Consider the following 24179-nt stretch of genomic DNA (forward strand, 5'->3'; position numbering starts at 1 on the left):
CAGAGTTCACCGAAAAATTGTCTTCAATTGATCTAAGGTGAACAACTAAAGTATAGCACCCGCCTTGTCATGAAGTTTCGATTTCCTTCAGTAAAACGAAATAAAGTTTCGCTGAAATGGCCGCCTACCCTCATCGGGACATCTTGTTCGACGAACATTTCTCGGCGCAACACCAAAAACTCGTAACTCCCACGCACTGCTGACGATCCCTACCGAAGGCTCGAACTCCGAAAACCAGGATCGCAAAAATACCTCTGGTCGTACGAGGAACGGCATTTCGAGTATTGGAAGCCAACAAGCGCTAATGTGGAGTTTCGATACGCGCTTCGAACAGACAGCACCCTGAATACAATACGGATGCTTCGAAAACATTTGAACGCCCAGCGTTTGCATTTCGCCTGAAAAAACTTATCCCGCCAATTGTCGTAAGCCTGATGTTGTCGCTTCAAGGAACTGCCCCATACGGATCATTTTGGCGACGTCGATATCACCCAACGTGGCCGACACAAATGCGAACCTTCAGCTCGATTACTCAGACCTTTGTTCTGGCGATGTTCGATTCCGGGGGCAATCTCGACCTTGGCTGCGGCATAGGATCGGAGTTTGCATGTCACCTGCACCTAAGGCCTATCCCAACGCCGAAACAACATTCGAAAGAAACGCTTGGCAGCACTCTTGTCCCAGCGCGACTGAACCAGAGCATCGAGCACATCCGCTACCCGGCAGGCGAATACACTGCATTCGCTGAGAGGGGCCATTTGAAGCAGCTGCTCGCCAGAGTGCATGTTTCTGACCCTCGATCAGGATTACCACCTCGTCCAGATACCATTTATCCGAAGGCACGGGCCGGCCCCGGCTACTTTCGCAGCGATCTGACCATCGAAACGCGTAACCCGGATCCTGCGTGACGCAAGAAGGTCCTCGACGTCCCTCAGGCTGAGGGAAAATCGGCGATACGCCCATACGGTATAACCGGTCACGGAAGGAGGAAACCGGAGGCCCTTGATGCAGGATGGGTCGGGTAAACCCAGCATGATCCTTCGCTACCCCGCCGTCACCCGGCCAACAACCTGAGAAAGCCTTATCGGCACCAGATCGCTTAATGCCAGCTCCCACACACCAATCGAAGGGATTGATTTCCTAACATGTTTGCTTCACCGAAATGCACCTGAAGATTGGGGCACTTTGTGCATTCACAATAGAACGAACCTCTTCTGACATCATGTCCGACCTGCGCATGAACTCCAGAAAGTTCATGTTCACGTTGTTAAACAAAAGCTGCCCGACTGCTTCTATGTCGATATCGCTTGCGACCTGCCCTTGGTCCTGCCGGGTCTTGAGAAATCGACAGAGTTGAGATGCCAGTTGTCGATCAATTTCAAAGTAACGCCGACTGAACTCTGCGTTTGGGTCCAGCAACGTGCGCGCTACGGCCGTGCTCCACGTTTCACGTGAGGTATACTGAAACGAAATGTCGAAATAGCATTTCGCGATTTCGTCGAAGGTGGCTTCAAGGCTCTGATTCCTTTTTTCAATGCAAGCATCGACCGCTGCGATGACAATCTCAGTCTCGGCAACAACCGTCGCCAGCAGAATATCCGCTTTTGAATTGAAGTAGTTGTAGAAAGTCGCCACCGATAGGGAGGCTTCTGCTGCAATGTCCTCAATGCGCGCGGCCTCATAACCGTTCTCACGGAACATCTTGGATGCGCAATCCATGATCTTTCGGCTCGTTTCTTCCTTTTTTTTCTGCCTTAAACCAACCATGCAGCCTCCAAAGTTGTAGTGACTATAAAATCATATTGACTTCAAAATTATGAGTATGCAAGCCTTATAGCATCCACCAAAACAACTATTCCAACTGGGAGGGCGACTATGAAACAAAGTATCCTAACTGTGCTTACCGCCACATCTGCAATGCTGCTTTCCACTACAGCCGTGCTTGCCGAAGGAGAGCTGAATGCTCTTGTCTGGTGTGACCACGCTGATCCTGCCTTGCTCGAACCGTTCGAGCAGGCGCATGACGTGCGGGTCAACATTAAGGAGTATGAAGGTACCGCCGCCGGTCTTGCCATTCTCGATCAGTCGCGTCCCGGTGATTGGGATGTAATGGTGATCGATACAGTCGACGTAGGGCGTGCAATTGACGAAGATCGCCTTGCGCCCTTGCCTGCGGACGAGCTGGCCACTGCATCATTCTTTCCTGAAGTCGTGATGGCCGAGAACAACACCCGTGATGGGGTGACTTATGCCGTAACCGAAAAGTTCGGCTACAACACGATCGCCTATAACAAGGCGAAAGTAGACGCCGCTGATATGAACGACATGAGCAACCTTTGGAGTGGAAAATATGATGGGCGGATCGCCATCTATGACTACTACCTGCCACTGCTTGGGCTGGTCAGTCTGGAGCAGGGGGTAAACACCTCTGATCTGGATGCCGAGGCTGTCGAAGGACTGCGTGATCGTGTCTATGGCCTGAAGGCCGCATCGCAATCCGTGGCCGATGTGGTCGCCAGCCAGACAGCCCTTGCTACAGGTGAGGTTGATGTTGTCATTGGCGGCGGCGAGTGGCTGACGGCGGTTCTATCTGCCGAGAACTCTGATCTCGATTGGAGCGTTCCGGAAGAAGGTGCGCTGCGCTGGTCGCAATCCATCGGTGTTCTCGCGGGTTCCGAGAACAAGGACCTCGCGGTTGAATTCGTCAAATACATCACCAGCCCTGAAGGACAGGCCCGCCTTGCGACATCGTCTTGCTATTGGGCGATGCCAGCCAATGCAGCAGCTGGTGATCATCTGACAGACGATCAGAAAGTTGCGCTGCGCTGGGACCAGCAGGACGACTACCTTGCCCGCACGCAACTGTACCCAATCCCAAGTGCAGAGCTTGACCTAAAGATGCAGGATTTGTGGACTGACATGCTGCAGCAATAAATCTTGCTGTCAGTCAAATGCTGTGCGGCCTTTCCACGCCGCACAGCCTATCTGGGAACGCACATGAGTATCGAAAAAATCGAAAGAAAACGAGCCTTTACGCTTGTCGCTCCAGCTCTGATGTGGACAGGTGCGTTCTTTGTCTTGCCCTTTGCGGCGATGATCTTGTTGAGCCTTGCTCACCTGGAAGGCCGAGAGATCGTTCAGTCGTTCGACTTCGGTAATTACATCAGGATTTTCACGACCCCTTCGCTGTTCAAGGGGATAATCGTGTCTCTGGAAATCACTGCCGTTGTCACGATCCTCTCCGTGCTTCTGGCGTGGCCATTGGCGTGGATTATTGCCACACAAGTGCCCCAGCGCTGGCAGCGGCTTGCGATCATGTTAGCCGTCTTGCCGTTCTGGACGTCCTACGTGGTACGGTCATACGCTTGGGCCCTCGTTCTGGGGCAAAATGGCGTGTTGATGGAGGCGCTGATCGGCATCGGCCTGTTGGACGAACCGATCAAGATCATGGCGACGCGCAGCGCGACCATCATCGGTTTCGTGCATTTCTTTGTCATGCTTCTGACGCTGACGATCTACTCTAACCTGATCCAGTTGTCGCCCAACTATGCACGGGCAGCGGCTGATCTGGGTGCAAGCGGCTGGAACACTTTTCGGCTCGTGATCCTACCGCTGACCTTGCCGGGGATCATGACAGGCGCTTTTCTGACCTTCGTGCTGTGTATCGGCGATTACATCACACCGCAGATTCTGGGCGGCAACAACGAGTTGACGATGCCACAGCTGATCATGCTTCAACTGGGACGGCGCGGTGATTTTCCGATGGCCTCGGCCTTATCCCTAGTCCTGATGGTCATTGTCACGATTGCCTACGCAGCCACGGCGCGCTGGCTGAAAATGGAGCGGGTATGATGCGGATCATTGGATGGATCTATCTGGCAGCGATCTTCGCGTTCATTTTTCTTCCTGTTGTGGTTCTGGTGCTTTTTTCCTTTCAGGAAAGCCGCTTGCCGGTGCCACCATTCAACGGCCCTTCGCTAGTCTGGTATGTTGAGGTTCTGAACGACCGCGACCTGATGGAGGGTCTTTGGAACTCTCTCAAAGTGGCGCTTCTGTCGGCATCGGTCGCGCTGTTTCTGGGTTTTCTGGCCGCGCAGGGCCTGGCGCGCGTTTGGTTGCCGGGTTCGGTCATCATGCGCGGCCTTCTGATCGCGCCAATGACGGTCAGCTATCTGATCATCGCGTTGGGGCTGTTGAACATGTTCAATGACATTGGCATCCGGCCTTCGCTCTGGACGGCCGGGATCGGCCACGTCGTTATAAACCTGCCTCTGTGTTTCGCTATTTTGTTTGCGGCGATGGGAGATCATCAGAAAAATGCCGAACGCGCTGCGCGTGATTTGGGAGCGTCCGAATGGCGGGTGTTGTGTCTGGTGACGGCGCCGATGCTTCGCCCGGCCTTGCTGGCGGCGTTTTTCCTGGCGGTCACATTCAGTTGGGACGAGTTTATCATCGCCTTCCTGCTGACCCGGTTTGATGTCACCCTGCCGGTTGAAATCTGGTCGATGCTGCGATCGGGCCTGTCCCCGGCGACCAACGCGATTGGATCGCTCGTTTTCCTTGTTTCCGTTGCGGTGCTTCTGATCCTTGAGGTGGCCGTCTTTAGAAAGTCCAAATCATGACCGCTGACGTATCCTTTCAGTCTGTTCACCAGAAATTCGGCGATTTCACAGCGCTGCACGAAATAAATCTCGACATAGCGGCGGGTGAGTTTCTGGTTCTTTTGGGGCCCTCGGGCTGCGGTAAGTCGACTCTGTTGTTCTTACTGGGTGGCTTCCTGACGCCAACATCGGGTCAGGTGCTGATCGGTGGTAATGACATGACCGGTGTTGCCCCCAAGGACCGCCCGACAACCACCATGTTTCAGGACTATGCCCTGTTCCCGCACATGACCTTGCGCGACAACGTGGCTTTTGGTCTGCGCATGAAGGGAGAGGGCAAAAAAACTCGAAACGACAAAGCGATGGAGATGCTTGAGCTTGTGGGTTTGCCGGACAAATCCGGCCACAAACCGCATGAGCTTTCAGGCGGTCAGCGCCAGCGGGTTGCTCTTGCTCGTGCTCTGGCAGTAGACCCGGATGTCTTGCTGCTTGATGAACCACTCGGTGCGCTTGATCTAAAGCTGCGCCGCCAAATGCAGGAAGAGCTCAAGACCATCCAGCGTCAGGTCGGAACCACATTTGTTCATGTCACCCACGATCAGGAAGAAGCGATGGCTGTGGCAGATCGCATCGTGGTGATGAACCACGGTCATATCGAAGATGTGGGACGGCCAGAGCAGGTCTACCTGACACCGCGCACGATGTTTTCCGCCAATTTCATGGGCGACATGAACATCATCCCCGCCACGATAAAGGATGGCACCGCCACCACTACTTTTGGCAGGATTGAAGGCGTGGAGAACTGCGCCAATCCGCATCTGTGTATGCGTCCCGAGAACATAGGCCTCAGCGGCGCCATCGAACTTGGTAAAGCAGTACTGGAAAGCACGGCCTTTTTCGGAACATATCACCGCTGTCACTTCCGACCGATCCAACAGCCAGACTTGGAGTTCATCGCCCACCTGCCGCTTGGAGAGCTGCCCGAGCTCGGTGGCGAAGTCAATCTTTTCGGGTCGCACCCGCTGGTGCTGGACGGTACAGAATGAAACGGGCCCGCCCGGAAAACTGGTACAGGATACGTCCCCTCTCGGACGGGATAACCTGGATTGACGAGCCGCATATCAAGGAGTTCTTCCGCTGCAACATCTGGCATGTACGCGGACGCGACCGAGATATGCTGGTCGATAGCGGCATGGGTGTGTTGTCGTTGCGCAATTGGGTCCCGCTTGTCACCGAGCGCCCTCTCGACGCCGTCGCGAGCCACACCCATTTCGACCATATCGGAACGCATCACGAATTTCCCTGCCGTCTATGCCACACTGCTGAAGCAGATATTCTTGCGCAGCCCAGCCGCGTGAACACCCTGGCCGAAGACTATGTCAAAGACGACATCTTCCATCAGCTGCCCCCTGGGCGGTACGAGTCTTCGACCTATGGCGTAAAGGCGGCCCCGGCGACACGTATTCTGGAAGACGGCGATGTCATCGATCTGGGCGACCGCCATTTTGAAGTTATCCATACGCCAGGTCATTCGCCCGGTGGAATTGCGCTGTGGGAGGTTGCGACAGCAACGCTGATTAGCGGTGATATCGTCTATGACGGACCTTTGATTGAAAGCGACGACGCTAACGACATGGCGGACTACATCAAAAGTATGAAGCGACTTTTGGAACTGCCCGCGCGGATTGTGCACGGCGGCCATTTCCCATCCTATTCTGGTGACCGCCACGTCGAGATCATTTCCAGCTGGTTGCGAGAGAAGGACAGGTAATCTTTAGCAGCAGCGCCCGGTTTTGGCGTGACTTGTACTATCCCGTCGCAAACCCTGACAGACTATCCGGCTGACCGAGGATTTGACAAAGGCACGATGAAAGAATCGAAACTGCTCTGTTTGCCGCGCAGGGTCAGCGCGTCACTGGTTGCAAGGTCCGGGCATCGGTTTCTGTGATAGTCGTCTTCAAAACGTCGGCGGAGTACAGGCGCTAATGATCCTGCACTTCTCAGGGCCGACCTGACGAAACCGGTGCGGAGTGCGGCTGTCGAAGTAATACGCGTCGCCCGGTCCCAGCATCTTGCGCTGTTCACCCACAGTGACCTCGATCCGGCCCGCGACGACGATGCCGCCCTCTTCGGCCTCATGCCCGTACATCACCCGGCCCGTGTCAGCACCCAGGTCATAGGTTTCCTGCAAAATCATCATCGCACGGCCATGCAGGTTTGTTCCCACCTGCCGCAGCGACAAGCCGCCCTTGCCGATCTCGGTCAGGTCCTCGGCGGCGTAGAACACGGTTTGCTCGGGTTCGATCTCGTATGAGAAGAAATCGGACATGCCAATCGGGATACCTTGCAAAATGCGCTGCAACGCACCCACCGACGGGTTCGTTTTGCCTGACTCGATCAGTGAGATGGTCGAGTTCGGCACATTCGCCTTTTTAGCCAGCGCCCGCTGTGACAACCCGGCACGTTTGCGAAGTGAGCGCAGGCGCAGGCCAAGGTTCAGATCATCCTGATCAGTGTTTCTCATGTTCAATATCCGCATCATCCGGCAGGTGCGAGAACGTTAATTCAAGGACTTATGATTCACAAGAAACAGGCTTTTACTTTGGACAGCGGGCACTAGTGTTGCGCAATCAGACATACGGGCACAGCGCCCGGTAACCGGAAAGGACGCAAGATGCTGAACGCTCAGATTGCTGAACGCCGCAATGCCTCGATCGCTAAGGGCGTGGGCATGCAAACACAGGTCTACGTCAATCGTGCTGCAAACTCCGAAGTGTGGGATGTCGAAGGCAAACGATATATCGACTTCGCCGCAGGCATCGCCGTTGTGAACACCGGACACTGCCACCCCAAGGTAATGGAGGCCGTGCAGAAACAGGCCGCCAGTTTCACCCATACCTGCCATCAGGTTCTGCCTTACGAAAACTACATCCGTCTGGCCGAACGCCTGAACGAGAAGGTGCCCGGCGATTTCGCAAAGAAAACCGTCTTTGTCACGACCGGCGCTGAGGCAGTCGAGAATGCCGTCAAGGTTGCCCGTGCCGCAACCGGGCGCCCGGCTATTATCGCCTTTGGCGGCGGGTTTCATGGCCGAACCTTCATGGGTATGTCGCTGACAGGCAAGGTGCAGCCCTATAAGGCAGGGTTCGGCGCGATGATGCCAGACACCTATCACGTCCCCTTCCCGGTTGAGCTTCACGGCACTTCGACCGCGGATTCGCTGGGCGCGCTCAACAAGCTGTTCAAGGCCGATCTGGATCCGGACCGCGTTGCCGCAATCATAATCGAACCGGTCCAGGGCGAAGGCGGATTCTACTCCGCGCCTGCCGAACTGATGCGCGGCCTGCGCACGCTGTGTGACGAACACGGTATCGTTCTGATCGCTGACGAGGTGCAGACGGGTTTCGCTCGCACCGGCAATCTGTTTGCGATGGACGCTTATGACGTGGCTGCTGACATCACTACCATGGCCAAGGGTCTGGCGGGTGGTCTGCCTTTGGCAGCTGTCACCGGGCGCGCCGACCTGATGGATGCAGCGCAGCCCGGCGGTTTGGGTGGCACCTATGGCGGCAACCCTCTAGGCATCGCAGCCGCCCATGCGGTGATGGACGTCATCGAAGAAGAGGACCTGTGTGCTCGCGCCAATGAGCTGGGCTCGCGTCTGAAACAGCGTCTGGAATCGATCCGCGCCCGCACACCCGAGATCGTCGACATTCGCGGCCCCGGCTTCATGGTGGCAGCTGAATTCAACACTGCCGATGGCAGCGCCCCGAACCCGGACATGGCTAACGCCGTACGGGCCGAAGCGCTGAAGCGCGGATTGATCCTGTTGACATGCGGCGTATATGGAAACGTAATCCGTTTTCTCGCACCGCTGACGGTGCAAGACGACATCTTTGCCGAAGCCATGGATATTGTGGAAGCCTCGGTTGACGCTGCCAAAGGAGCCTGAACATGCTGGATACCAAAGTGACCAAGCTGGAGTTGAAAGATCCCAGCCTTCTGGAAACCCGCGCCTATATCAACGGTGAATGGGTTGAAGGCGAAGCGACGTTCCCCGTCCACAACCCCGCCAACGGTGATCTGATCGCCAACGTGACCGATGTCAGCATCGATGGCACCGTAGATACCATTGATGCGGCCTATGCCGCCAAGAAGGATTGGGCCGCCCAGACCGGCAAGGAACGCGCCGCAATCCTGCGCAAGTGGTTCGACCTGATGGTCGAAAATGCCGACGATCTGGCCACCATCCTGACCGCCGAGATGGGCAAGCCGTGGGCAGAAGCGCGCGGAGAGATTCTGTATGGTGCATCTTTCATCGAGTGGTTCTCGGAAGAGGCTAAACGCGTGTACGGTGACATCATCCCCGGCCACCAACGCGACAAGCGTATCGTGGTGCTGAAACAGCCCGTTGGCGTTGTCGGATCGATTACCCCATGGAACTTCCCCAACGCAATGATTGCGCGCAAGGTTGGACCGGCGCTGGCCGTGGGCTGTACCTTTGTAGCGCGCCCAGCGACACTGACGCCGCTCTCGGCATTGGCCATGGCAGTTCTAGGTGAACGCGCGGGCATCCCCGCAGGCGTGTTCAACGTGATCCCGGGCACCGACAGTTCGGGCGTCGGGAACGAGTTGTGCACTAACGACAAAGTCGCCAAGATCACCTTCACCGGCTCGACCCGCGTGGGCCAGATCCTGATGCGCCAGGCCGCGGGCACCATCAAAAAGATGAGCCTTGAACTGGGCGGCAACGCGCCCTTCATCGTGTTCGACGACGCTGATGTGGATGCCGCAGTTGACGGCGCGATGATCGCCAAGTTCCGCAACAACGGTCAGACCTGCGTCTGTGCTAATCGTATCTATGTGCAAGCAGGCGTCTATGACGAGTTCGCCGCCAAGCTGGCGGAAAAGACCAAAGCGCTGAATGTGGGCGACGGCTTCGGTGACGGTGTTACGACCGGACCGATGATCAATCAGGCGGCGGTCGACAAGGTGGAAGAACACATCTCAGACGCGGTTTCCAAAGGTGCGACAGTAACGCTGGGCGGTAAACGTTCGGATCTGGGCGGCACCTTTTTTGAACCCACAGTTCTGACCGGCGTGACCCGCGACATGGTGGTGGCGAAGGACGAAACCTTTGGCCCCGTAGCTCCTCTGTTTAAGTTTGATGAGGAAGACGACGTCATCGCCATGGCCAATGACAGCGAATTCGGTCTGGCCTCTTATTTCTACAGCCGCGATTTGGCGCGCGCCTGGCGCGTGGCCGAGGCTCTGGAATCGGGCATGGTGGGTGTCAACACCGGCTTGATCTCAACTGAAGTCGCGCCCTTTGGTGGCGTCAAACAATCCGGCCTGGGTCGCGAAGGCTCGAAATACGGGACGGAAGACTTCCTGGAGATCAAATATGTCTGCATGGGGGAGATCGCCTGATCTATTCAGGTCGACGCGCCCGGAATGTGCGGTACTACCTATTCAGCGGCCCGGAAGCGGGCCGCTTTGCGTTTCTGCCTCGTAGGAATGTCGGCCAGAAACACCTGGCGCTTCCGACGTTGAACATTGGAATTTCCAATCTATTGACTGCGCATATTCTCTCTGAGAAACGACCTAAACAGTTCGACCATATCCGGCTGTTTTCCTGATCGCGACACAACCTGCATCTGGCAACTATAGTCAGCCATCGCTACAGGCAGTTTTACCAGCCGGTTGCTGGATACGAATTGGGCCGCCGCGTGCTCTGGGAGCAATCCCAGATATTGATTGCTCAGCAATAGGAAAATCTGCGCCTCGATATCGTTGACGACACTGTCCAACTCGTTTTGTCTGACCTGCCTCAGACGCTGCCGGTTCCAATATCCCCGATGCGCCCAGGGGTACTCGCGAAGGTTTGCAAGCGTCAGACCATTCAAGTCCTGCGACAGCAGGATGTGATTGGTGCCGCAGTAAAGTGAATGCCTCTCTTCATAAAGATCTTCATAGGACAGGCCATTGATTTTATTATCAAAGCTGCCAATACCTACATGATAGTGCCCGTTGGACAAGCCGTTCATAATCTCCTGAGGTTGCTTTACTTCGATCGAAAAATGCACATCAGGAGCCTCTTGCGTCATTTCCGAAATGGCTTGCGACAGCCTCAGGTTTTCGTCTGTCGCCGAGCAATCGACAACAGCGATCGAAAGCCGTCCGGTCAGGCTACTTTTCAGCGCGGAAAGCTTGTCGGACTTGTCCTCCAAGGATTCAATCAGCGATTTGGACAAGTCATATACAACCTGCCCCTTATCGGTCAGCAGAAACCCTCGGCGACCGCGTTGGCAGAGTTTCACACCGAGCCGTTCCTCCAAGGCCGTAATGTGATTGGAAATTGTCGGCTGACTCAAGCCAAGCTCGGCCTGCGCGGCGGTGAAGCCTTTGCTTCGCGCGACGCATTCAAAAATTGACAACAGGTGGATGTCTGAACCTGAGATTCGCATCGATAGATTGAAATCAACAAATGTAAGAAATTGCAAAACCAAATTTTTGAGAATTGCTCTGGCTTGTAAGGTATCGCGAGCCTTGCGCTGTGTTGCCCTGAACGACATTTCGCTGGCTGGTTGGCGACAGCTTCGTAATCAACAAAGGGTGGTGCAGAGAGTTTCGGGTAAACGAACAGTTCAAGAAATACTTCGTACTGGCCGCATAATACCGTCGGTGGCCACGCAGTGGCTTGGGATCGTCTAAAGAATAGAATGGAGTTAAGCTATGTATAATCAACCCCTTGGCGGAAACGAAATGCCACGTTTTGGGGGGCCGGGCACCTTCATGCGCCTACCCGCAGCTGAAACGGCCGAGGGGCTTGATGCCGCGTTTATTGGTATTCCGATGGATATCGGGGCCAGTTTGCGGTCAGGCACCCGTTTCGGGCCCCGCCAGATCCGCGCCGAAAGCACGTTGATCCGGCCCTATAACATGTGGACCACTGCGGCACCGTTTGAGGGGCTTCAGGTGGCGGATATCGGCGATGTCCCGATCAACACTTTTGATCTTAAGGACAGCGTGCGACGGATTACTGCCTTTTATGACGACGTTCTCAAAAATGATGTGATCCCATTGACCCTGGGTGGGGATCACACGCTGTCCTTGCCGGTGCTGCGTTCAATCCACAAGAAACATGGGCCAGTCGCGTTGATCCATGTGGATGCGCATGCTGACATCAATGACCATATGTTTGGCGAAGAGATCGCCCACGGCACTCCGTTCCGCCGCGCCTATGAGGAAGGTCTGATCATACCTGAAAAGACCTTCCAGATTGGGTTGAGGGGCACCGGATACGAGGCCGACGACTTTGATATAGCCCGCAAGTGGGGCTTTACCGTCGTGCAGGCAGAAGAGCTATGGTTCAAATCCTGCGCCCCGCTAATGGACAAAATCCGCGACGCGGTTGGAGACACTCCGGTCTATCTGACATTTGACATCGACAGTCTGGACCCGGCCTGTGCCCCGGGAACAGGAACGGTCGAAATGGGTGGTTTGATGACCAATCAAGCCCTTGAGATTGTCAGGGGTTGCAAGGGGCTTAACCTTGTCGGCTGCGATCTGGTCGAGGTCTCACCGCCCTTCGATCCCTCGGGCAACACCGCCGTCATCGCGGGCAACCTGCTGTACGAAATGCTCTGTGTGCTACCGGGCGTTCCATACGGTAAAGAATGACTCCCCCGAGAACCGGCGGCCACTTGTTGGCCGCCTTTTGTTGCCTGCACTATAGTTTGCATCACGTTAACAAATTAATCCGCCGTCACAGCGGACTGCTCACATTGGTCTGACAATCTAAGTCCAGCTTAAGACGGATCTCAGAAGTATAACGGCCAAAGATCGGCGTGCGGCCCTCTGTCTGTGACACGCACGCCCCTGATCCAGACATCCGCGCGCTAGGTAACCGGTGATAGAATGTGCTTGACGCCCTGGTATCCGGACAAGCCCCAAGGACCCAGTTCGCGCCCAATCCCGCTGGACTTGAACCCGCCCCAGGCGCTGTCGGGATAGACAATTTGCGGTGTAATGATCCAGATTTGACCAGCCGTAATCTGATCCGCGACACGCTTGGCCCGATCCCAATCTCCGCTGACGACAGACCCTACTAGCCCCTAATCCGTGGCAATTGCCAAAGCAACGGCCTCTGCTTCATCGTCTAAGGCTGTGGTAGCGAGGGGTTGGCCCGAAAATCTCTTCGGTCCAGACAGGATTGTCGTGTGACACATTACGATAGATCGTAGGTTCGACATAGTTTTCGGTCTCACCATGGGCAGTACCGCCTGTTACGCAGTCCAAACCGTCTACCTGAGCCTGTTCCAGATATCTCTGGATCTTCTCGAATTGTTGCCGGGTCGTAATTGGCCCCATGTCAGCACCGTCATCTTTGTCGGGTCCGTGGCTAAGTGCTTGGGTTCCGGAAATCAGGGCGTCCATCAGTTCTGACTCGATAAACTTATCCACGAGAAGCCGCGAGGTTGCGGAACAGATTTGACCTGCATTGAAGAAAATGCCGCCAATAATGCAGTCAACAGCTTTATTGACATCCGCATCCGCCGTGGCCACGATCGGAGACTTTCCGCCCAGTTCCAATGCAACCGGCAGGCAGCGGCGCGAGATAGCCTTCATGACCTGACTGCCAACCATATTGGAGCCGGCAAACGAGATCTTGCGGAAAAGGGGATTGCCGGTCAGTGCTATACCTGTCTCTGCATCTCCGGTCAGCAGGTCCAGCACGCCGACCGGAAGCCAATCTCTTGAGCGATGTCGCCATAAACCAAATCGGCAAACGGCGTCATTTCCGACGATTTCAGAATTGTGGTGCAGCCAGCTGCAAGCGCCGGGCCCAGTTTCCATGCAGCTGTAACTAGCGGGAAGTTCCAGGGCACGATCATTCCGACAGGACCGACCGGTTCATGTCGCACAAACCCGAAATGCACCTTACCCGCATGGGTGACCCGTGCGCCCTGAGCGGCATCAAGGCCATCAGCGAGCTCAGCGTAAGACTCGAAGGTGGCAATCGCGTCCCCGACGTCGATTTCGGCTTCGATCTGGGGCTTGCCGCTGTTTTGCGTTTGCAGGGCGATCAGGCGCAGGATATCTGGATCTGTCGCTAGGTTTCGCCCGTCTTTCCTTTGGATTTTACTAGGTCATAGAAGACTGGTGTTCAAAGGAAGCCGAGTAGAAAGCATGACGGTGGACTTCAAAGGCGCGCATTATCCGAAAAACGTGATCCTGTACGCCATTTTCTTCTGTATTCGGTATGGGGTTTCGTATCGCGATCTCGACGAAATCATGGCCGAACGTGGCGTTGCGGTTGACCACGCCGCATTGAACCGCTGGGTCGTGAAATTTGCCCGATCAGGTCGCCAGATCGAGATCCGGCAGGTCAAATATTTGAACAACGTTATCGAACAGGATCATCGGTTTATCAAACGCTTGACCCGGGCGATGCTCGGCTTCGGGGCCTCCATTCAGCAGTAGCGGCCCTGGAAGGTATTGAGGTCGCTCACATGATCCGAAAAGGGCAAGTTGGTGCAAACGGTGAACCCGGTTTCAGGCAGTTCGCGGCACTCGCAGGATAACTGTGTCCGATGGCAAACTGATTTAGACCATCCAAAATTTTCGCGACAGAACCAAAGGGAGCGGTTCACGTGATTGCGACAGGAGAGGCTTCCCGCCAAACGGGTGTCGGAACTGAAACCATCCGCAATTACGAACACGAAGGAATCGTGCCAAAGCCTGCACAAGCTCTGATCAATCCTCACTCTATTCAGCAAGATTCAGAAAGCACTGTTGGCAGCCTTCGATTTCTAATGCAGTGCCGTGACATGGAACTTCCACTCTCAGACGCAAAGGTGCTTTTGTATCTGCCAAAAGCAGGTGACGAAGATTGCCGATCCGAGAAAGAATTGCCTTAGGCCCATATCGCTAACGTACGAAGCAAGATCGATGAATTAAGACGCATGGAGGACGTATTGAGCGAGCACACAGCCAATTGTGACAGCGGGATTGTTCGCTGACCGATGCTGTCACGTTGAGAATGATGGAGGGCGTCTAAGTCTCGCAACTGGGGCATAACTCAAGCTCCGGTTTTTAGACCAGATCGCGTCAGACTAAGGTCGGTGGTGCGTTAAGAATTTGTAGTACATATTCAATTTCACGATGAGAGCGAAAGTAGCTGACCTGACGATTGGCAATTGGTCATTGTCGCGAGTTTTTCTCGCGGCCAGTATTGTCGTGATGGGGTCTGCTACTGCAATTGTCGGGATTTGGGTGTCAAATCGTATAGAGAACGCCGTCGTACAGAACTCCGCCAACTCTGCGGCGCTGTATATGGAGAGCATCGTATCCCCCCTCAGTCAGGAATTGGCACATGGCGACCGTCTTTCTGAGCAGGCGAGCCGGGCACTGGATGAGATTTTCATGACCCAACCAATGCGTGACCGCATTGTCTCTTACAAATTTTGGAAAGAAGAAGGGTTGATTGCGCATGCTTCCGATACAGCCGCAATTGGTAATCGTTTCAATCCAACTGAAGATCTGAAGCGGGCATGGAGCGGAGAGATCTCCGGCTCTTTCGAAGAGCTCGATCATGCCGAAAGCGCCGCGGAAGCGGCACTAGGGATACCGTTACTGGAAGTCTACAGCCCTATTCGCGAACTCTGGTCCGGCGAAATCATTGCAGTCGCCGAGTTCTATGAGAGAGCTGATCAACTGAAACTGGACATGGCCAGAGCAAGAAGAACAAGCTGGCTGTTCGTCGGCTCGGCATTTGTGGCAAGTACGATTGTGCTGTTTTCTATCGTTGCAATTGGCGACAACACAATTCGACGGCAAGGGCGTCTCCTAAAGGAGCGTCTTTCTGAAAGTGAAAAGATGGCCGAGCAGAATGCCATGCTGCGGTCGCGCGTAATCGAAGCATCTGAAAGATATTCCGCTCAAACAGATCGGTTTCTTAGAAAACTTGGTAGCGAGCTGCATGATGGTCCCGCTCAATACCTCTCACTCGCCGCCCTTCGATTGGAGGCCGCGTTTCCCGAAGGGGCCGAAAAGCCTAAAGAGGCAGAGGAAATTCAACAATCCTTGCAAAAGTCCCTGGCTGAAATTCGTGCATTGTCGCGGGGGCTGTCTGCTCCGGACATCGACAACCTGGCACTCATCGATGTCGTGAAAAGAGCCATAGAAGATCACTCGGAACACAGCCCATTGCGACCGGAAGTTTCGTTTCAAGGAAGCCAGGCACCCGGGTTGTCAGTGTCCGACAAGTTGTGTGTGTTTCGGTTTCTCCAGGAAACGCTTTCCAATGCCGCGAGATATGCGCCAAGTTCCCGATGCACAGTCACCTGTGAGGTGCAAAGTGATCGCATCGTCATTGATGTCAACGACGACGGACCCGGATTTGATCCTACAAACGGCGCGGTTTTACGGGACGATGGAGGCCAGGGGTTGATGGGTTTGCGAGATCGGGTCGAAAGTATCGGTGGCCGGTTCGAGGTATCGTCGAGCCCTGGCAAAGGAACCACCATCACGATGACACTATTTCCCAGAAAGAACATTACATCATGACAACATCTGTCGTTATAGCGGATGATCATCCGATTTTCAGGGACGGTTTGCAGCGTACGTTAGAAGAAGCCGACGGGTTCGAAGTTCTCGCTGCCGGTTCAAATGCAGACGAGGCGATTTCACTTGTTGGAACGCATCAGCCTGACATAGCTATTCTCGACCTCTCGATGCCGGGTGGTGGGATAAGCGCTACACGTAAGATTGCGGCGATGGCGAACCCTCCCTTCATTGCAATTTTGACAGTCTCAGAGAACAGCAGTGATGTCGCGGATGCTTTGGAGGCAGGAGCGATAGGGTACATTGTAAAGGGCGTGACAGCTAGCGAATTGACAGGTTCACTGCGCAACATTGCCGCGGGAGAGGGGTTCGTTTCGCCAGGTCTGGCGTCGCGCGTACTGCTTCAGATCAACAGCGATGCCGACACTTCCAAAAAAGATGGCATCCTCAATGAACTTACGCATCGAGAGGAAGAAATACTTCGGCGTGTGGCCAAGGGGTTAAGCAACCGGGAAATAGCAGAGGACCTAGACCTTCAGGAAAAAACCGTGAAGCACTATATGACGGCAATCCTGTCCAAACTTCATGCGCGAAATCGGGTAGAGGCAGCTCTGATAGCGCACGATGTTTGGAACAAAGCAGACTAGTTGCGGTGTCTTTGATGACTCTGGCGGTCTCTCACTAAAAGAAACCGCCAGCGGAACATTGACCAGAGTTATTGTTTAGTTGGTAACCGACTGTAGTCTCCGGCGATCAGAGGCAGTTGCGTTTCTCTCAACAACAGTGCGGTTGAACGGGTCTTTCAACTCGTAGCGCCCAAACTCAATCTCTTCTTTCCAACCATTTGCGTAGTTTACTTCGATGTTGTTGCCCTGGCGTTCTATTTTCGTGGGCCGGCTACCAGCAGTGCCCCCTTGTCCGGATGAGCGCACGTTATCGATTGAGATACCATTTGCCAAAGACCGGAGCCTTGAGACGTCGGCGCCAGTCGCGGGGCGCTCCTCAACGGTTCGGTTCTGAGCATTCTTTCTCTCATACTTGCCGTTTTCGATCTCTTCTTTGGTTCCGTCGGCGTAACGCACTTCGATGCCGTTAGCGTTTGTTTCGACCTTTGTTATCCCGGCCGAACCTGAAGCCTTGCCCCCAGCATGAGACCGATCCTTTTTTCCGCTGCCCCTGTTGGCGCGTTTCGAGTCATCGTCATTGTCATCGTCGCGACCGCCTTTGCCTGATCCTGAACTGTCATCACGGTCATCATCACGGCCGTCGCGATCATCATCACGGTCATCGTCGCGGTCGTCGTCGCGGTCGTCGTCGCGATCATCATCACGGTCATCGTCGCGGTCGTCATCCCGATCATCATCGCGACCATCCCCATCTTTACCTTTACCACTCTTGGCAAAAGCGTAGGCTGGCTCAAGTTGCAGACGACCGTCAGCGTCAAACTTTGGCACGTACGGCGCCACTGCAATCAACGAAGCCAGTGCCGCTGTGCTGAGAAGTTGGCCTAACTTTCTTTGAACTTTCATCTTCGCCTCCAATACTGTTCGACGCGTTTCATGAACTGGAGACAGGTTATCGTGGCCCCTGTTTCCCCACATCGGGCTTAGGTCTGATTAATTGCAGGCCGAACGTCTTAGGCAGAAACGCGAAACCAACTGAAATTGCTTTCACAGGGCCTTCGAAAGATTTCAGTGTGCACCAACCCTGTCACCTTGCAACTCTTCGTCAGGTTCGAGGTGAATGACAAAGACAGAACCCGGATACAAATGCTCCAATTCTTCTTCGATTTCATTGCATATGTCATGAGCCGCGCTGACAGACATTGACCCGTCCACAACAAGATGAAATTCGACAAATATGACATTCGCGGATCTACGCCCTTTGAGGTCGTGATACTCCAAAGCTGATCCGAGATTTGCTTCAATAGCAGCAGAAACGACCTGTAAGTCATGGTCGGAAAGGCTCACATCCATCAAACCATCCACGGATGCCCGGATAACTTTCCATCCTTCCCACAAGATGTTCAGGGCAACAAGAATTGCCAGGATCGGATCAAGGATCAGCCATCCCGTGACGAGAGCCAATAAAAGCCCCGCCACGACGCCAACTGATGTCATCACGTCCGTGAAAATGTGTCGGGAACTTGCTTCCAAGGCAGGCGACCCCTCGCGCCTGCCGATTTTAAGCAACAGATAGGCCCAAGCACCATTCACACCAGTCGCAATGATGTTGATGGCGATACCAAGCAGCGGCGCATCATCAAGATGTGGATTAGGAAGTGCCAACACCGCCTCTCTGATGATCAAAAAGGCCGCGAGCACAATTAGTATGCCCTCCACAACAGCAGATAGGTACTCGGCTTTTTTGTGACCAAATGGGTGGTTTTTATCCGGCGGCTTACTGGCAACCCGCACCGCGAAATACGCGAGCAGAGCGGCCATGACGTTCACGGTGGACTCCATTGCGTCCGAAAGCAAAGCCACTGAGCCTGTCAACCACCAAGCCAGCAGCTTTAGGACCAGTACGGCGATTGAAATTGGAATGGACCAAAGCGCGAATTTCTGTGTCATTTGGCCACGATCCTCGATCAAACGTCAATGAAAACTCGGGCTATAGGAGAGTTCCCATGCTCGAAACGTAAACAGGTGTTTCGTAAAAATGGAATAGGGTTTTATGGCCGGATACCTAGTTCTGTCGCAAACTTCTGACCATTAACGCTCTTGGAGCTTGTGTGTGAATGACTGTCTGTCTTTTCAGGTCGAAAGCGAGCTCATATATTCCTTCAAAGACACACAATATCCGAAGGATGTGATCCTGTTCACCGTTTCTTCAATGGTCGCTAAGGAGTGTCATATCGCGATGATGAGGAGATCATGGCCGAACGCTGCGTTTTTGTGGATCACACCACGTTAAACCGCAGGGTAACACGATATTCTGGCGGAATTGCCGAAAGGTGATTGCCAACATGCTTGCGCTTTCTGAACTGGTAAAGCGCCACGCATGAAGATTCCGCCCAAAGTGCTGCACCTGATGAGGTTTCGTTTTCCGCGCGAGATCATCGGCAATGCTTCTGAGCCTATCATCGCTTTTCGCTCAGTAAAGCCGATGTTGACGGTCTTTTCGCTGATCGCGGAGTTACGGTCAGCCGGGAAACTCTCCGACAGTGAGTTAACCGTTTTGGTGGTCATTTCGCCAATTGCATCAGGCGAAACCGGCCAAAGGCGCCCGACAAATGGCATTTGAACGAAGTGGTCATCCCGATCTACGGCTGAAAACGCTGGCACTGGCGGGCGGTGGATGCGAACGGGGATGCCTATGATATTCTCGTCCAACTACAGCGGAACGCCAAGGCGGCCCGGCGCTTTTTGAAGCAGTTGATTTCGCAATACTACGAACCCCGTGTCGTGATCACGGATAAGTTGCGAAGCTATTTCAGGCCGATCCGCGATCTTGCGGTGGGTGCAGCTCACCGAGCACATAAAGGGTTAAACAATCGGATCGAAGGATGAAGGATCACGCAGACCCACTCGAAAGCGCGAGAAGCTGATGGGACGTTTCAAGTCCGCAAAGCAGGCGCAAAGGTTTCTTGCCGCTCACGATCAGATCAATACTGTCTTTAGCTCTTGCCGCTATCAATTCTCCGCCATCTCACTCCGTCACGCCAAGACCAATTCTTTCCATCTTTGGGATGGCTACGCTCTCGAAATGACCTCGTGGCGGGCACAAACCAGGTCGCATTCAGTCGCGGCAAACAAATTGGAATGCCTTATTCATTTATTAGTTTGGCCAGCCTTCCAGCAGCTGGCTTTAGGATCGCAAGAAAGTCTATCAATCCATTGATATCATGGCGTTGGATAGGTGCATGGACTGACAGTGTTGCAGTGATGCGGTCGTGTTCGTCATTGATCGGCACGGCAATTGCGGTCATGCCGATCATGAACTCTTCATTGTCAGTAGAATACCCTCGTTCGCCAATAGTTTTCAGCTCGGCACGTAATGCCTTTGTGTCAATAGACCTGTGATCTGAGTGTTGCTTTAAAGGCCCTGCTTCCAGCACGCCATCCAGTGTTTTCTGACGCAGCGTGGACAGGTACATTTTACCGCTGGCGGTGCAGTGAAAAGGCACCTGGGTCCCGATTGGCAGCTGAATCCGCAACGGCCATTTGGTTTCCACCCGGTCCAGATAGATCATGCCCTCGCGGTCGGGGATGGCGAGGTTGCATGTCTCGCCGATTTTGTCCGCGACGCCTCGCAAGATAGCAAGCCGTGCGGTCCGCAAATGTTCGGAAGACATTATGTTGACCGATAGTTTGCGCAATCGGGGACCCGGACCATAAGAACGACCGTCCAGATCACGCTGTAGGAAACCCTCGACCTCGGCTGTCTGAAGCAGCCTGTGAACGGTTGGCTTAGCCAGGCCGAGGGCATCGATCAATTCAGCGGGTTTTACCGCCACACCACGCCGCGCCACCTCTTCCAGAATAAGAAGCAAACGCAGATTGGTCGGAATCTGGGTTTCTTTGTCTTGTTTTTCCGTCTCGGCCATCCTGCAACATTCTAGTTATTTGGCAGCAGGATCAAGGCCAGATCGGGCACCAACGCCACCAAAATCCAGACCGACAGAAGCGCCACCAGATACGGCACCGTGTACCGCAACAGACGGAAGTAAGGCACGCCCGTTACACCCGACGCCACATAGAGGTTCAACCCATATGGCGGCGTGATAAAGCCGATGGATGCACCCACAAGGAAGATCACCGAAAAATGGATCGGATCAACACCGACCGAGGCTGCGATTGGTGCAAGGATCGGCGCCAGAATGATCGTCACCGGCAGGCTTTCCAACACCATGCCCGAGAAGAACACAATCACCATCGAGGTGAACAGAACGGCGTAGTAGCCACCCATCGAAGTCACGAAATCTCCGATGGTTTGTTGTGCGCCCAGCAAAGACAGGATTTGTTGCATAACGACTGAAATTGCGATCAGCGGCGCAAGAATCCCGGTGATCTGCGCCGAGCGAATGACGATCGATGGAATCTCGGGGACAGTGAACCCTTCGACGACCAACATTTCAGCAAAGCTCTTGTCAGTTGGCAGGATATCGTCGCGCGCGCCCATGATCCGGTTGATTGGGTAGCTGACAAGACCAGCTATCATACAGAACCCAACGGTGACGCCCGCTGCCTCGGTCGGGGAAAACTTGCCTGTATAAATGCCCCATAACACCAGCCCGATTGCAAAGAATCCGAGCCATGCCCCAAAAGCGGTCTTCAGGACACGATTCAATTGCAACGGAATGAGATGCCCCCAGCCGTTGATCCGGCAAATGATCCAGCACGCGAACTGCATGCCAATTACCATCAGTGCACCGGGAAGAATGCCTGCCACGAACAGTTCGGAAATCGGCAGGTTCATCAGGAAACCATAGACAATGAAGATAATCGACGGAGGAATGATGATCCCCACAGTACCACCTGCTGCGGCAGTGGCCGCGCTAAAGCGTTCGTCATAGCCACCTTTGACCATTTCCGGATGCAGCATCGACCCGATTGTTGCCGTCGTGGCTGAGTTTGAGCCTGAGATTGCAGCGAACAATCCGCACGCCCCAAGTGATGCCATAGCTAACCCGCCGCGTATCCAGCCCAGACAGGCATAGGCAAAATCGCTGAGCCGTCGGGCAATGCCTGATCTGTTGATCAGGTCTCCGGTCAGGATGAACAGTGGCATCGCGAGCAGTGCAAAGCCCTTGTTGAACACGTTGAGCAACTCGGCGCCCATATTGTCCAGCGTCAGGCCGAGGACAAACGAACAGCCTATCACCCAATACCCGATAACAAGTAATACCGGTACGCCTAGCATGAACAGGAACGTGACGCCCAGCGAGATCAGTGTAACCCAAGTTCCGTCAGCCATCAGTCCGCTCCAATCACGGCCTGCTTGATCAGCGGCTCGCCAGTTTTCCAGTTGTGCAAGTCGTCGGCCAGATTCTGAAACACCCGCCCGACCATTAGGAAGAAGGAAAGTGGTGCTGCAAGAAGGAACCACCATTGCATAATGTTGTCTGTCCCCAGTACAATCTGAAAGTTCGAAGCTGACAGCGCCACCAGCCGCGTTGTCGTGACGATAACGATAACGGCAAATATGAACCAAAGGACAGCGTCCAGAAACAGGCATGCCAATTGTCCTGCACGCGGCATGGCTGTGCGGAATTCGCTGAAACACAGATGGGTGCGTAAGCGCACATTATAGGACGCGCCGAACCAGGCCATAACCATGAACAACAGCGGGGGAATGGTGGTGGACCAGGGTTCCTGATTGTTAAAGACAAACCGGTCAATCACTCCCCAGAAGATGATCATAGAGATGGCCAGGTACGAATAAACCATCACAGCCCGTTCAAAGTGTCGTTCAATGAACGGCACTGTCCGATAGATCAGCATGATGAGTAAGCCACCCAGGGCCGAAAATACAGTGCCGACGACCCAAGTTGCGTCAGACGCCAATGCGGATTGTATCTCGAACGAATCCTGGCTGAGTAAGGCGCTGAAAATTGCACCGAGATCTGCCCAAAATGACATGAACCCCGTCCTCCCTGTTGGTGTTTGATTGACCCAGCCCCATTGGAGCTGGGTCTCAAAGTTGTATCAGGCCTCACCCCTCCACCAGCGGCGTGGTTCGACATTTTCTGGAAGAGTGTCTGCTGGAATCTCGCGCGCGACGTCGTAAATTTCCTGATAGGTGTCGATGCCGCCAGACCACTTGTTCAACCGCTCGCGCCATTGTGCCCAAGGTTCGGGGTTGTAGTTGGGGGCGCACATCTCTTCGGCCAGTTTAATCTGATCGTCCGCCAGGAAGGCCGGGCGCACGCCGTTTTCAGCGAAGATCGTGTTGGGCAATTGCGGATCCGAGAAGCCAACCGTGTTCAAAAGCGCCGCTTCGTTTGCACCCTGGATAAGCGCCTGTGTGAAGTAAGACGATTCCATGACGGCGTCTTGCAATTCGCCACTCAGCCCATCAAAGACCTTGGCGGACATTGAGGTGTGCTCGGTTCCGCAGAAGAACTTTAGGTTCACCGATTGGGATACGACTGGTGACATATTGGCGTAGGCGACGGCTGACGCCCAGGTTTCCGCCCCGTCGATCAGACCTGTTTTCAGGGCGTCCAACGTTTCTTCCCATGCCACCGGTACCGGGTTCAGGTTCAGCAGTTGCATGGCGATCCGGCCTAACTGTGTGCCCGTTACGCGGTTCTTAGTACCGAACAACTCTTCCAGTTTGGTGACGGTTGGTTTGTCGGCAAAGGTAGACCCCATTTGCAGACCACGCAGTTCGCAATGGGTGAAAAGGAACTTCAGCCCGTGCCGTTTTTCCAGCGGTTCGCGCAGAATGCGCTGGCTCGCGGGACTATAAAAGAAATGATACTGCGCCGCGCGGCTGGGGAACATGTAGGCATAGTCCAACACGTTCAGATATGGCGCGCCACCCGCCGAGTTCTGGGTCGAAGCCGCATAGATGTCGACGATCCCCTGCTGGGTTTTCTCGACACAGCTCAACTGACCACAGATCTGGTTGTCGCCGATGAACTCGATGCGAATCTCACCGTCGGTCCGTTCTTCCAAGTCGCGCGCAAACTCGATCGCACCTGCGCGTTCGATCAACAGGTTGCGGGTGTTGAACCCCGAAGCGCCGAATTTCAGCGTATGCTTGGGTTCTTTTGAGAACCGCTTTTCATATGTCGATTCAGCGGCTTGCGCTAGATTCGCAAGGCTCATTGCGCCCCCGAAGCCTCCTGCAGCCAGTAGCGTGGAACTCATACCATACCGGCCTGCCACGCGGAAAAAATCCCGCCGTGAAATACCCGTTAGTTTTTTGCCGATCTCCATTGCTTACCTCCCTGTTCGCAAAAAATGAGACGTTTCGTATCAAAAAAGACTAGAATAATTGCAGCAATTTGTATAGACCTTTTTTCAGCAACTTTGGGAGGAGACCATTATGGAAGTAATT

20 protein-coding genes and 5 pseudogenes are annotated in these 24179 nt (G+C 54.3%); 14 read left to right on the forward strand and 11 right to left on the reverse strand.

All coding sequences use genetic code 11. The annotated features are described in order from the left end of the window. Window positions 1–1140 precede the first annotated feature (1140 nt). Window positions 1141–1719 carry a TetR/AcrR family transcriptional regulator gene (locus AC2TDA_RS16580; protein WP_480879825.1) on the reverse strand — a complete coding sequence of 193 codons (579 nt, stop codon included), beginning with the start codon at window positions 1717–1719 and terminating at the stop codon, window positions 1141–1143. 156 nt (window positions 1720–1875) lie between these two features. Here AC2TDA_RS16580 and AC2TDA_RS16585 point away from each other — a divergent pair, with 156 nt between their 5' ends. The 5 genes from AC2TDA_RS16585 to AC2TDA_RS16605 all read left to right on the forward strand — a co-directional run bounded on the left by AC2TDA_RS16585 (window position 1876) and on the right by AC2TDA_RS16605 (window position 6372). Next, window positions 1876–2934, forward strand: coding sequence for an extracellular solute-binding protein (locus AC2TDA_RS16585; RefSeq protein WP_480879826.1), 1059 nt, complete (start codon window positions 1876–1878; stop codon window positions 2932–2934). Window positions 2935–2997: 63 nt separating this feature from the next. Continuing rightward, window positions 2998–3852, forward strand: coding sequence for an ABC transporter permease (locus AC2TDA_RS16590; RefSeq protein WP_480879827.1), 855 nt, complete (start codon window positions 2998–3000; stop codon window positions 3850–3852). Beyond that, window positions 3849–4622 (forward strand): ABC transporter permease, encoded by a 774-nt coding sequence (locus AC2TDA_RS16595; RefSeq protein WP_480879828.1) that lies wholly within the window; start codon window positions 3849–3851, stop codon window positions 4620–4622. The genes AC2TDA_RS16590 and AC2TDA_RS16595 overlap by 4 nt, the downstream gene beginning before the upstream one ends. Then, the gene (locus tag AC2TDA_RS16600; protein ID WP_480879830.1) at window positions 4619–5647 is read left to right on the forward strand and encodes an ABC transporter ATP-binding protein; all 1029 of its coding nucleotides are present in this window, start codon (window positions 4619–4621) and stop codon (window positions 5645–5647) included. Before AC2TDA_RS16595 ends, AC2TDA_RS16600 begins: the two co-directional genes overlap by 4 nt. Continuing rightward, window positions 5644–6372 carry an MBL fold metallo-hydrolase gene (locus tag AC2TDA_RS16605; protein ID WP_480879831.1) on the forward strand — a complete coding sequence of 243 codons (729 nt, stop codon included), beginning with the start codon at window positions 5644–5646 and terminating at the stop codon, window positions 6370–6372. Before AC2TDA_RS16600 ends, AC2TDA_RS16605 begins: the two co-directional genes overlap by 4 nt. A 186-nt stretch (window positions 6373–6558) precedes the next feature. Here AC2TDA_RS16605 and AC2TDA_RS16610 read toward each other — a convergent pair whose 3' ends face one another. Then, window positions 6559–7125, reverse strand: coding sequence for a cupin domain-containing protein (locus tag AC2TDA_RS16610; protein WP_480847023.1), 567 nt, complete (start codon window positions 7123–7125; stop codon window positions 6559–6561). A 150-nt stretch (window positions 7126–7275) separates the two neighbouring features. Between AC2TDA_RS16610 and AC2TDA_RS16615 the strand changes: the two genes are divergently transcribed. Together AC2TDA_RS16615 and AC2TDA_RS16620 are read left to right on the forward strand one after the other, a co-directional pair. Continuing rightward, the gene (locus AC2TDA_RS16615; protein WP_480879832.1) at window positions 7276–8553 is read left to right on the forward strand and encodes a 4-aminobutyrate--2-oxoglutarate transaminase; all 1278 of its coding nucleotides are present in this window, start codon (window positions 7276–7278) and stop codon (window positions 8551–8553) included. A 2-nt stretch (window positions 8554–8555) separates the two neighbouring features. After that, window positions 8556–10031, forward strand: coding sequence for an NAD-dependent succinate-semialdehyde dehydrogenase (locus AC2TDA_RS16620; RefSeq protein WP_480847019.1), 1476 nt, complete (start codon window positions 8556–8558; stop codon window positions 10029–10031). 140 nt (window positions 10032–10171) lie between these two features. Here the strand turns inward: AC2TDA_RS16620 and AC2TDA_RS16625 are convergent, their stop codons facing one another. After that, window positions 10172–11176 (reverse strand): LysR family transcriptional regulator, encoded by a 1005-nt coding sequence (locus AC2TDA_RS16625; RefSeq protein ID WP_480879833.1) that lies wholly within the window; start codon window positions 11174–11176, stop codon window positions 10172–10174. A 160-nt stretch (window positions 11177–11336) separates the two neighbouring features. Between AC2TDA_RS16625 and speB the strand changes: the two genes are divergently transcribed. Further along, the gene (gene speB / locus AC2TDA_RS16630) at window positions 11337–12284 is read left to right on the forward strand and encodes an agmatinase (protein ID WP_480847015.1); all 948 of its coding nucleotides are present in this window, start codon (window positions 11337–11339) and stop codon (window positions 12282–12284) included. Window positions 12285–12502: 218 nt separating this feature from the next. On the opposite strand, the pseudogene AC2TDA_RS16635 reads toward speB, so the two are convergent. Then, window positions 12503–12706, reverse strand: a pseudogene (locus AC2TDA_RS16635) (aldehyde dehydrogenase family protein); the annotation flags it as partial. A gap of 49 nt (window positions 12707–12755) precedes the next feature. Beyond that, window positions 12756–13744, reverse strand: a pseudogene (locus tag AC2TDA_RS16640) (aldehyde dehydrogenase family protein). Between the two features lie 49 nt (window positions 13745–13793). On the opposite strand from AC2TDA_RS16640, the pseudogene AC2TDA_RS16645 reads away from it, so the two are divergent. From AC2TDA_RS16645 to AC2TDA_RS16660, 4 genes and pseudogenes are all read left to right on the forward strand, one after another. Then, a pseudogene (locus AC2TDA_RS16645) lies at window positions 13794–14188 on the forward strand (DDE-type integrase/transposase/recombinase). A 69-nt stretch (window positions 14189–14257) separates the two neighbouring features. Beyond that, complete coding sequence (locus AC2TDA_RS16650) at window positions 14258–14524, forward strand: MerR family DNA-binding transcriptional regulator (protein ID WP_480879834.1); 267 nt, start codon at window positions 14258–14260, stop codon at window positions 14522–14524. Between the two features lie 505 nt (window positions 14525–15029). Then, window positions 15030–16172 carry a sensor histidine kinase gene (locus tag AC2TDA_RS16655; protein WP_480879836.1) on the forward strand — a complete coding sequence of 381 codons (1143 nt, stop codon included), beginning with the start codon at window positions 15030–15032 and terminating at the stop codon, window positions 16170–16172. Continuing rightward, window positions 16169–16816 carry a response regulator gene (locus tag AC2TDA_RS16660; protein WP_480879838.1) on the forward strand — a complete coding sequence of 216 codons (648 nt, stop codon included), beginning with the start codon at window positions 16169–16171 and terminating at the stop codon, window positions 16814–16816. The genes AC2TDA_RS16655 and AC2TDA_RS16660 overlap by 4 nt, the downstream gene beginning before the upstream one ends. A 75-nt stretch (window positions 16817–16891) precedes the next feature. On the opposite strand, the gene AC2TDA_RS16665 is transcribed toward AC2TDA_RS16660, so the two are convergent. Both AC2TDA_RS16665 and AC2TDA_RS16670 read right to left on the reverse strand, forming a co-directional pair. Continuing rightward, window positions 16892–17698: a hypothetical protein gene (locus AC2TDA_RS16665; protein WP_480879840.1), complete on the reverse strand. Its 807-nt coding sequence runs from the start codon at window positions 17696–17698 to the stop codon at window positions 16892–16894. 162 nt (window positions 17699–17860) lie between these two features. Beyond that, complete coding sequence (locus AC2TDA_RS16670; RefSeq protein ID WP_480847009.1) at window positions 17861–18742, reverse strand: cation diffusion facilitator family transporter; 882 nt, start codon at window positions 18740–18742, stop codon at window positions 17861–17863. A 202-nt stretch (window positions 18743–18944) separates the two neighbouring features. On the opposite strand from AC2TDA_RS16670, the pseudogene AC2TDA_RS16675 reads away from it, so the two are divergent. Together AC2TDA_RS16675 and AC2TDA_RS16680 are read left to right on the forward strand one after the other, a co-directional pair. Further along, a pseudogene (locus AC2TDA_RS16675) lies at window positions 18945–19123 on the forward strand (IS6 family transposase); the annotation flags it as partial. A gap of 49 nt (window positions 19124–19172) precedes the next feature. Then, window positions 19173–19886 (forward strand): annotated as a pseudogene (locus AC2TDA_RS16680) (IS6 family transposase); the annotation flags it as partial. A gap of 52 nt (window positions 19887–19938) precedes the next feature. On the opposite strand, the gene AC2TDA_RS16685 reads toward AC2TDA_RS16680, so the two are convergent. The 4 genes from AC2TDA_RS16685 to AC2TDA_RS16700 all read right to left on the reverse strand — a co-directional run bounded on the left by AC2TDA_RS16685 (window position 19939) and on the right by AC2TDA_RS16700 (window position 24058). Further along, window positions 19939–20718 (reverse strand): IclR family transcriptional regulator, encoded by a 780-nt coding sequence (locus AC2TDA_RS16685; RefSeq protein WP_480847008.1) that lies wholly within the window; start codon window positions 20716–20718, stop codon window positions 19939–19941. Window positions 20719–20729: 11 nt separating this feature from the next. Beyond that, window positions 20730–22088 carry a TRAP transporter large permease gene (locus AC2TDA_RS16690; RefSeq protein ID WP_480847007.1) on the reverse strand — a complete coding sequence of 453 codons (1359 nt, stop codon included), beginning with the start codon at window positions 22086–22088 and terminating at the stop codon, window positions 20730–20732. Continuing rightward, window positions 22088–22753 carry a TRAP transporter small permease gene (locus AC2TDA_RS16695; protein WP_480879842.1) on the reverse strand — a complete coding sequence of 222 codons (666 nt, stop codon included), beginning with the start codon at window positions 22751–22753 and terminating at the stop codon, window positions 22088–22090. Before AC2TDA_RS16695 ends, AC2TDA_RS16690 begins: the two co-directional genes overlap by 1 nt. Window positions 22754–22819: 66 nt before the next feature. Next, window positions 22820–24058, reverse strand: a complete 1239-nt coding sequence (locus AC2TDA_RS16700; protein WP_480879843.1) for a TRAP transporter substrate-binding protein — start codon at window positions 24056–24058, stop codon at window positions 22820–22822. Between the last annotated feature and the right edge of the window lie 121 nt (window positions 24059–24179).

It is taken from the genome of Ruegeria sp. HKCCD6426 (assembly GCF_057221115.1).

Bases quoted from the DNA above. Each gene is read 5' to 3' on its own strand.
- AC2TDA_RS16660 (WP_480879838.1), top strand. From the start codon at position 16,169: ATGACAACATCTGTCGTTATAGCGGATGATCATCCGATTTTCAGGGAC.
- speB (WP_480847015.1), top strand. From the start codon at position 11,337: ATGTATAATCAACCCCTTGGCGGAAACGAAATGCCACGTTTTGGGGGG.
- AC2TDA_RS16585 (WP_480879826.1), top strand. From the start codon at position 1,876: ATGAAACAAAGTATCCTAACTGTGCTTACCGCCACATCTGCAATGCTG.
- AC2TDA_RS16600 (WP_480879830.1), top strand. From the start codon at position 4,619: ATGACCGCTGACGTATCCTTTCAGTCTGTTCACCAGAAATTCGGCGAT.
- AC2TDA_RS16700 (WP_480879843.1), bottom strand. From the start codon at position 24,058: ATGGAGATCGGCAAAAAACTAACGGGTATTTCACGGCGGGATTTTTTC.
- AC2TDA_RS16610 (WP_480847023.1), bottom strand. From the start codon at position 7,125: ATGAGAAACACTGATCAGGATGATCTGAACCTTGGCCTGCGCCTGCGC.
- AC2TDA_RS16615 (WP_480879832.1), top strand. From the start codon at position 7,276: ATGCTGAACGCTCAGATTGCTGAACGCCGCAATGCCTCGATCGCTAAG.
- AC2TDA_RS16605 (WP_480879831.1), top strand. From the start codon at position 5,644: ATGAAACGGGCCCGCCCGGAAAACTGGTACAGGATACGTCCCCTCTCG.
- AC2TDA_RS16695 (WP_480879842.1), bottom strand. From the start codon at position 22,753: ATGTCATTTTGGGCAGATCTCGGTGCAATTTTCAGCGCCTTACTCAGC.
- AC2TDA_RS16595 (WP_480879828.1), top strand. From the start codon at position 3,849: ATGATGCGGATCATTGGATGGATCTATCTGGCAGCGATCTTCGCGTTC.
- AC2TDA_RS16625 (WP_480879833.1), bottom strand. From the start codon at position 11,176: ATGTCGTTCAGGGCAACACAGCGCAAGGCTCGCGATACCTTACAAGCC.
- AC2TDA_RS16670 (WP_480847009.1), bottom strand. From the start codon at position 18,742: ATGACACAGAAATTCGCGCTTTGGTCCATTCCAATTTCAATCGCCGTA.
- AC2TDA_RS16620 (WP_480847019.1), top strand. From the start codon at position 8,556: ATGCTGGATACCAAAGTGACCAAGCTGGAGTTGAAAGATCCCAGCCTT.
- AC2TDA_RS16690 (WP_480847007.1), bottom strand. From the start codon at position 22,088: ATGGCTGACGGAACTTGGGTTACACTGATCTCGCTGGGCGTCACGTTC.
- AC2TDA_RS16655 (WP_480879836.1), top strand. From the start codon at position 15,030: ATGACCCAACCAATGCGTGACCGCATTGTCTCTTACAAATTTTGGAAA.
- AC2TDA_RS16590 (WP_480879827.1), top strand. From the start codon at position 2,998: ATGAGTATCGAAAAAATCGAAAGAAAACGAGCCTTTACGCTTGTCGCT.
- AC2TDA_RS16580 (WP_480879825.1), bottom strand. From the start codon at position 1,719: ATGGATTGCGCATCCAAGATGTTCCGTGAGAACGGTTATGAGGCCGCG.
- AC2TDA_RS16685 (WP_480847008.1), bottom strand. From the start codon at position 20,718: ATGGCCGAGACGGAAAAACAAGACAAAGAAACCCAGATTCCGACCAAT.
- AC2TDA_RS16665 (WP_480879840.1), bottom strand. From the start codon at position 17,698: ATGAAAGTTCAAAGAAAGTTAGGCCAACTTCTCAGCACAGCGGCACTG.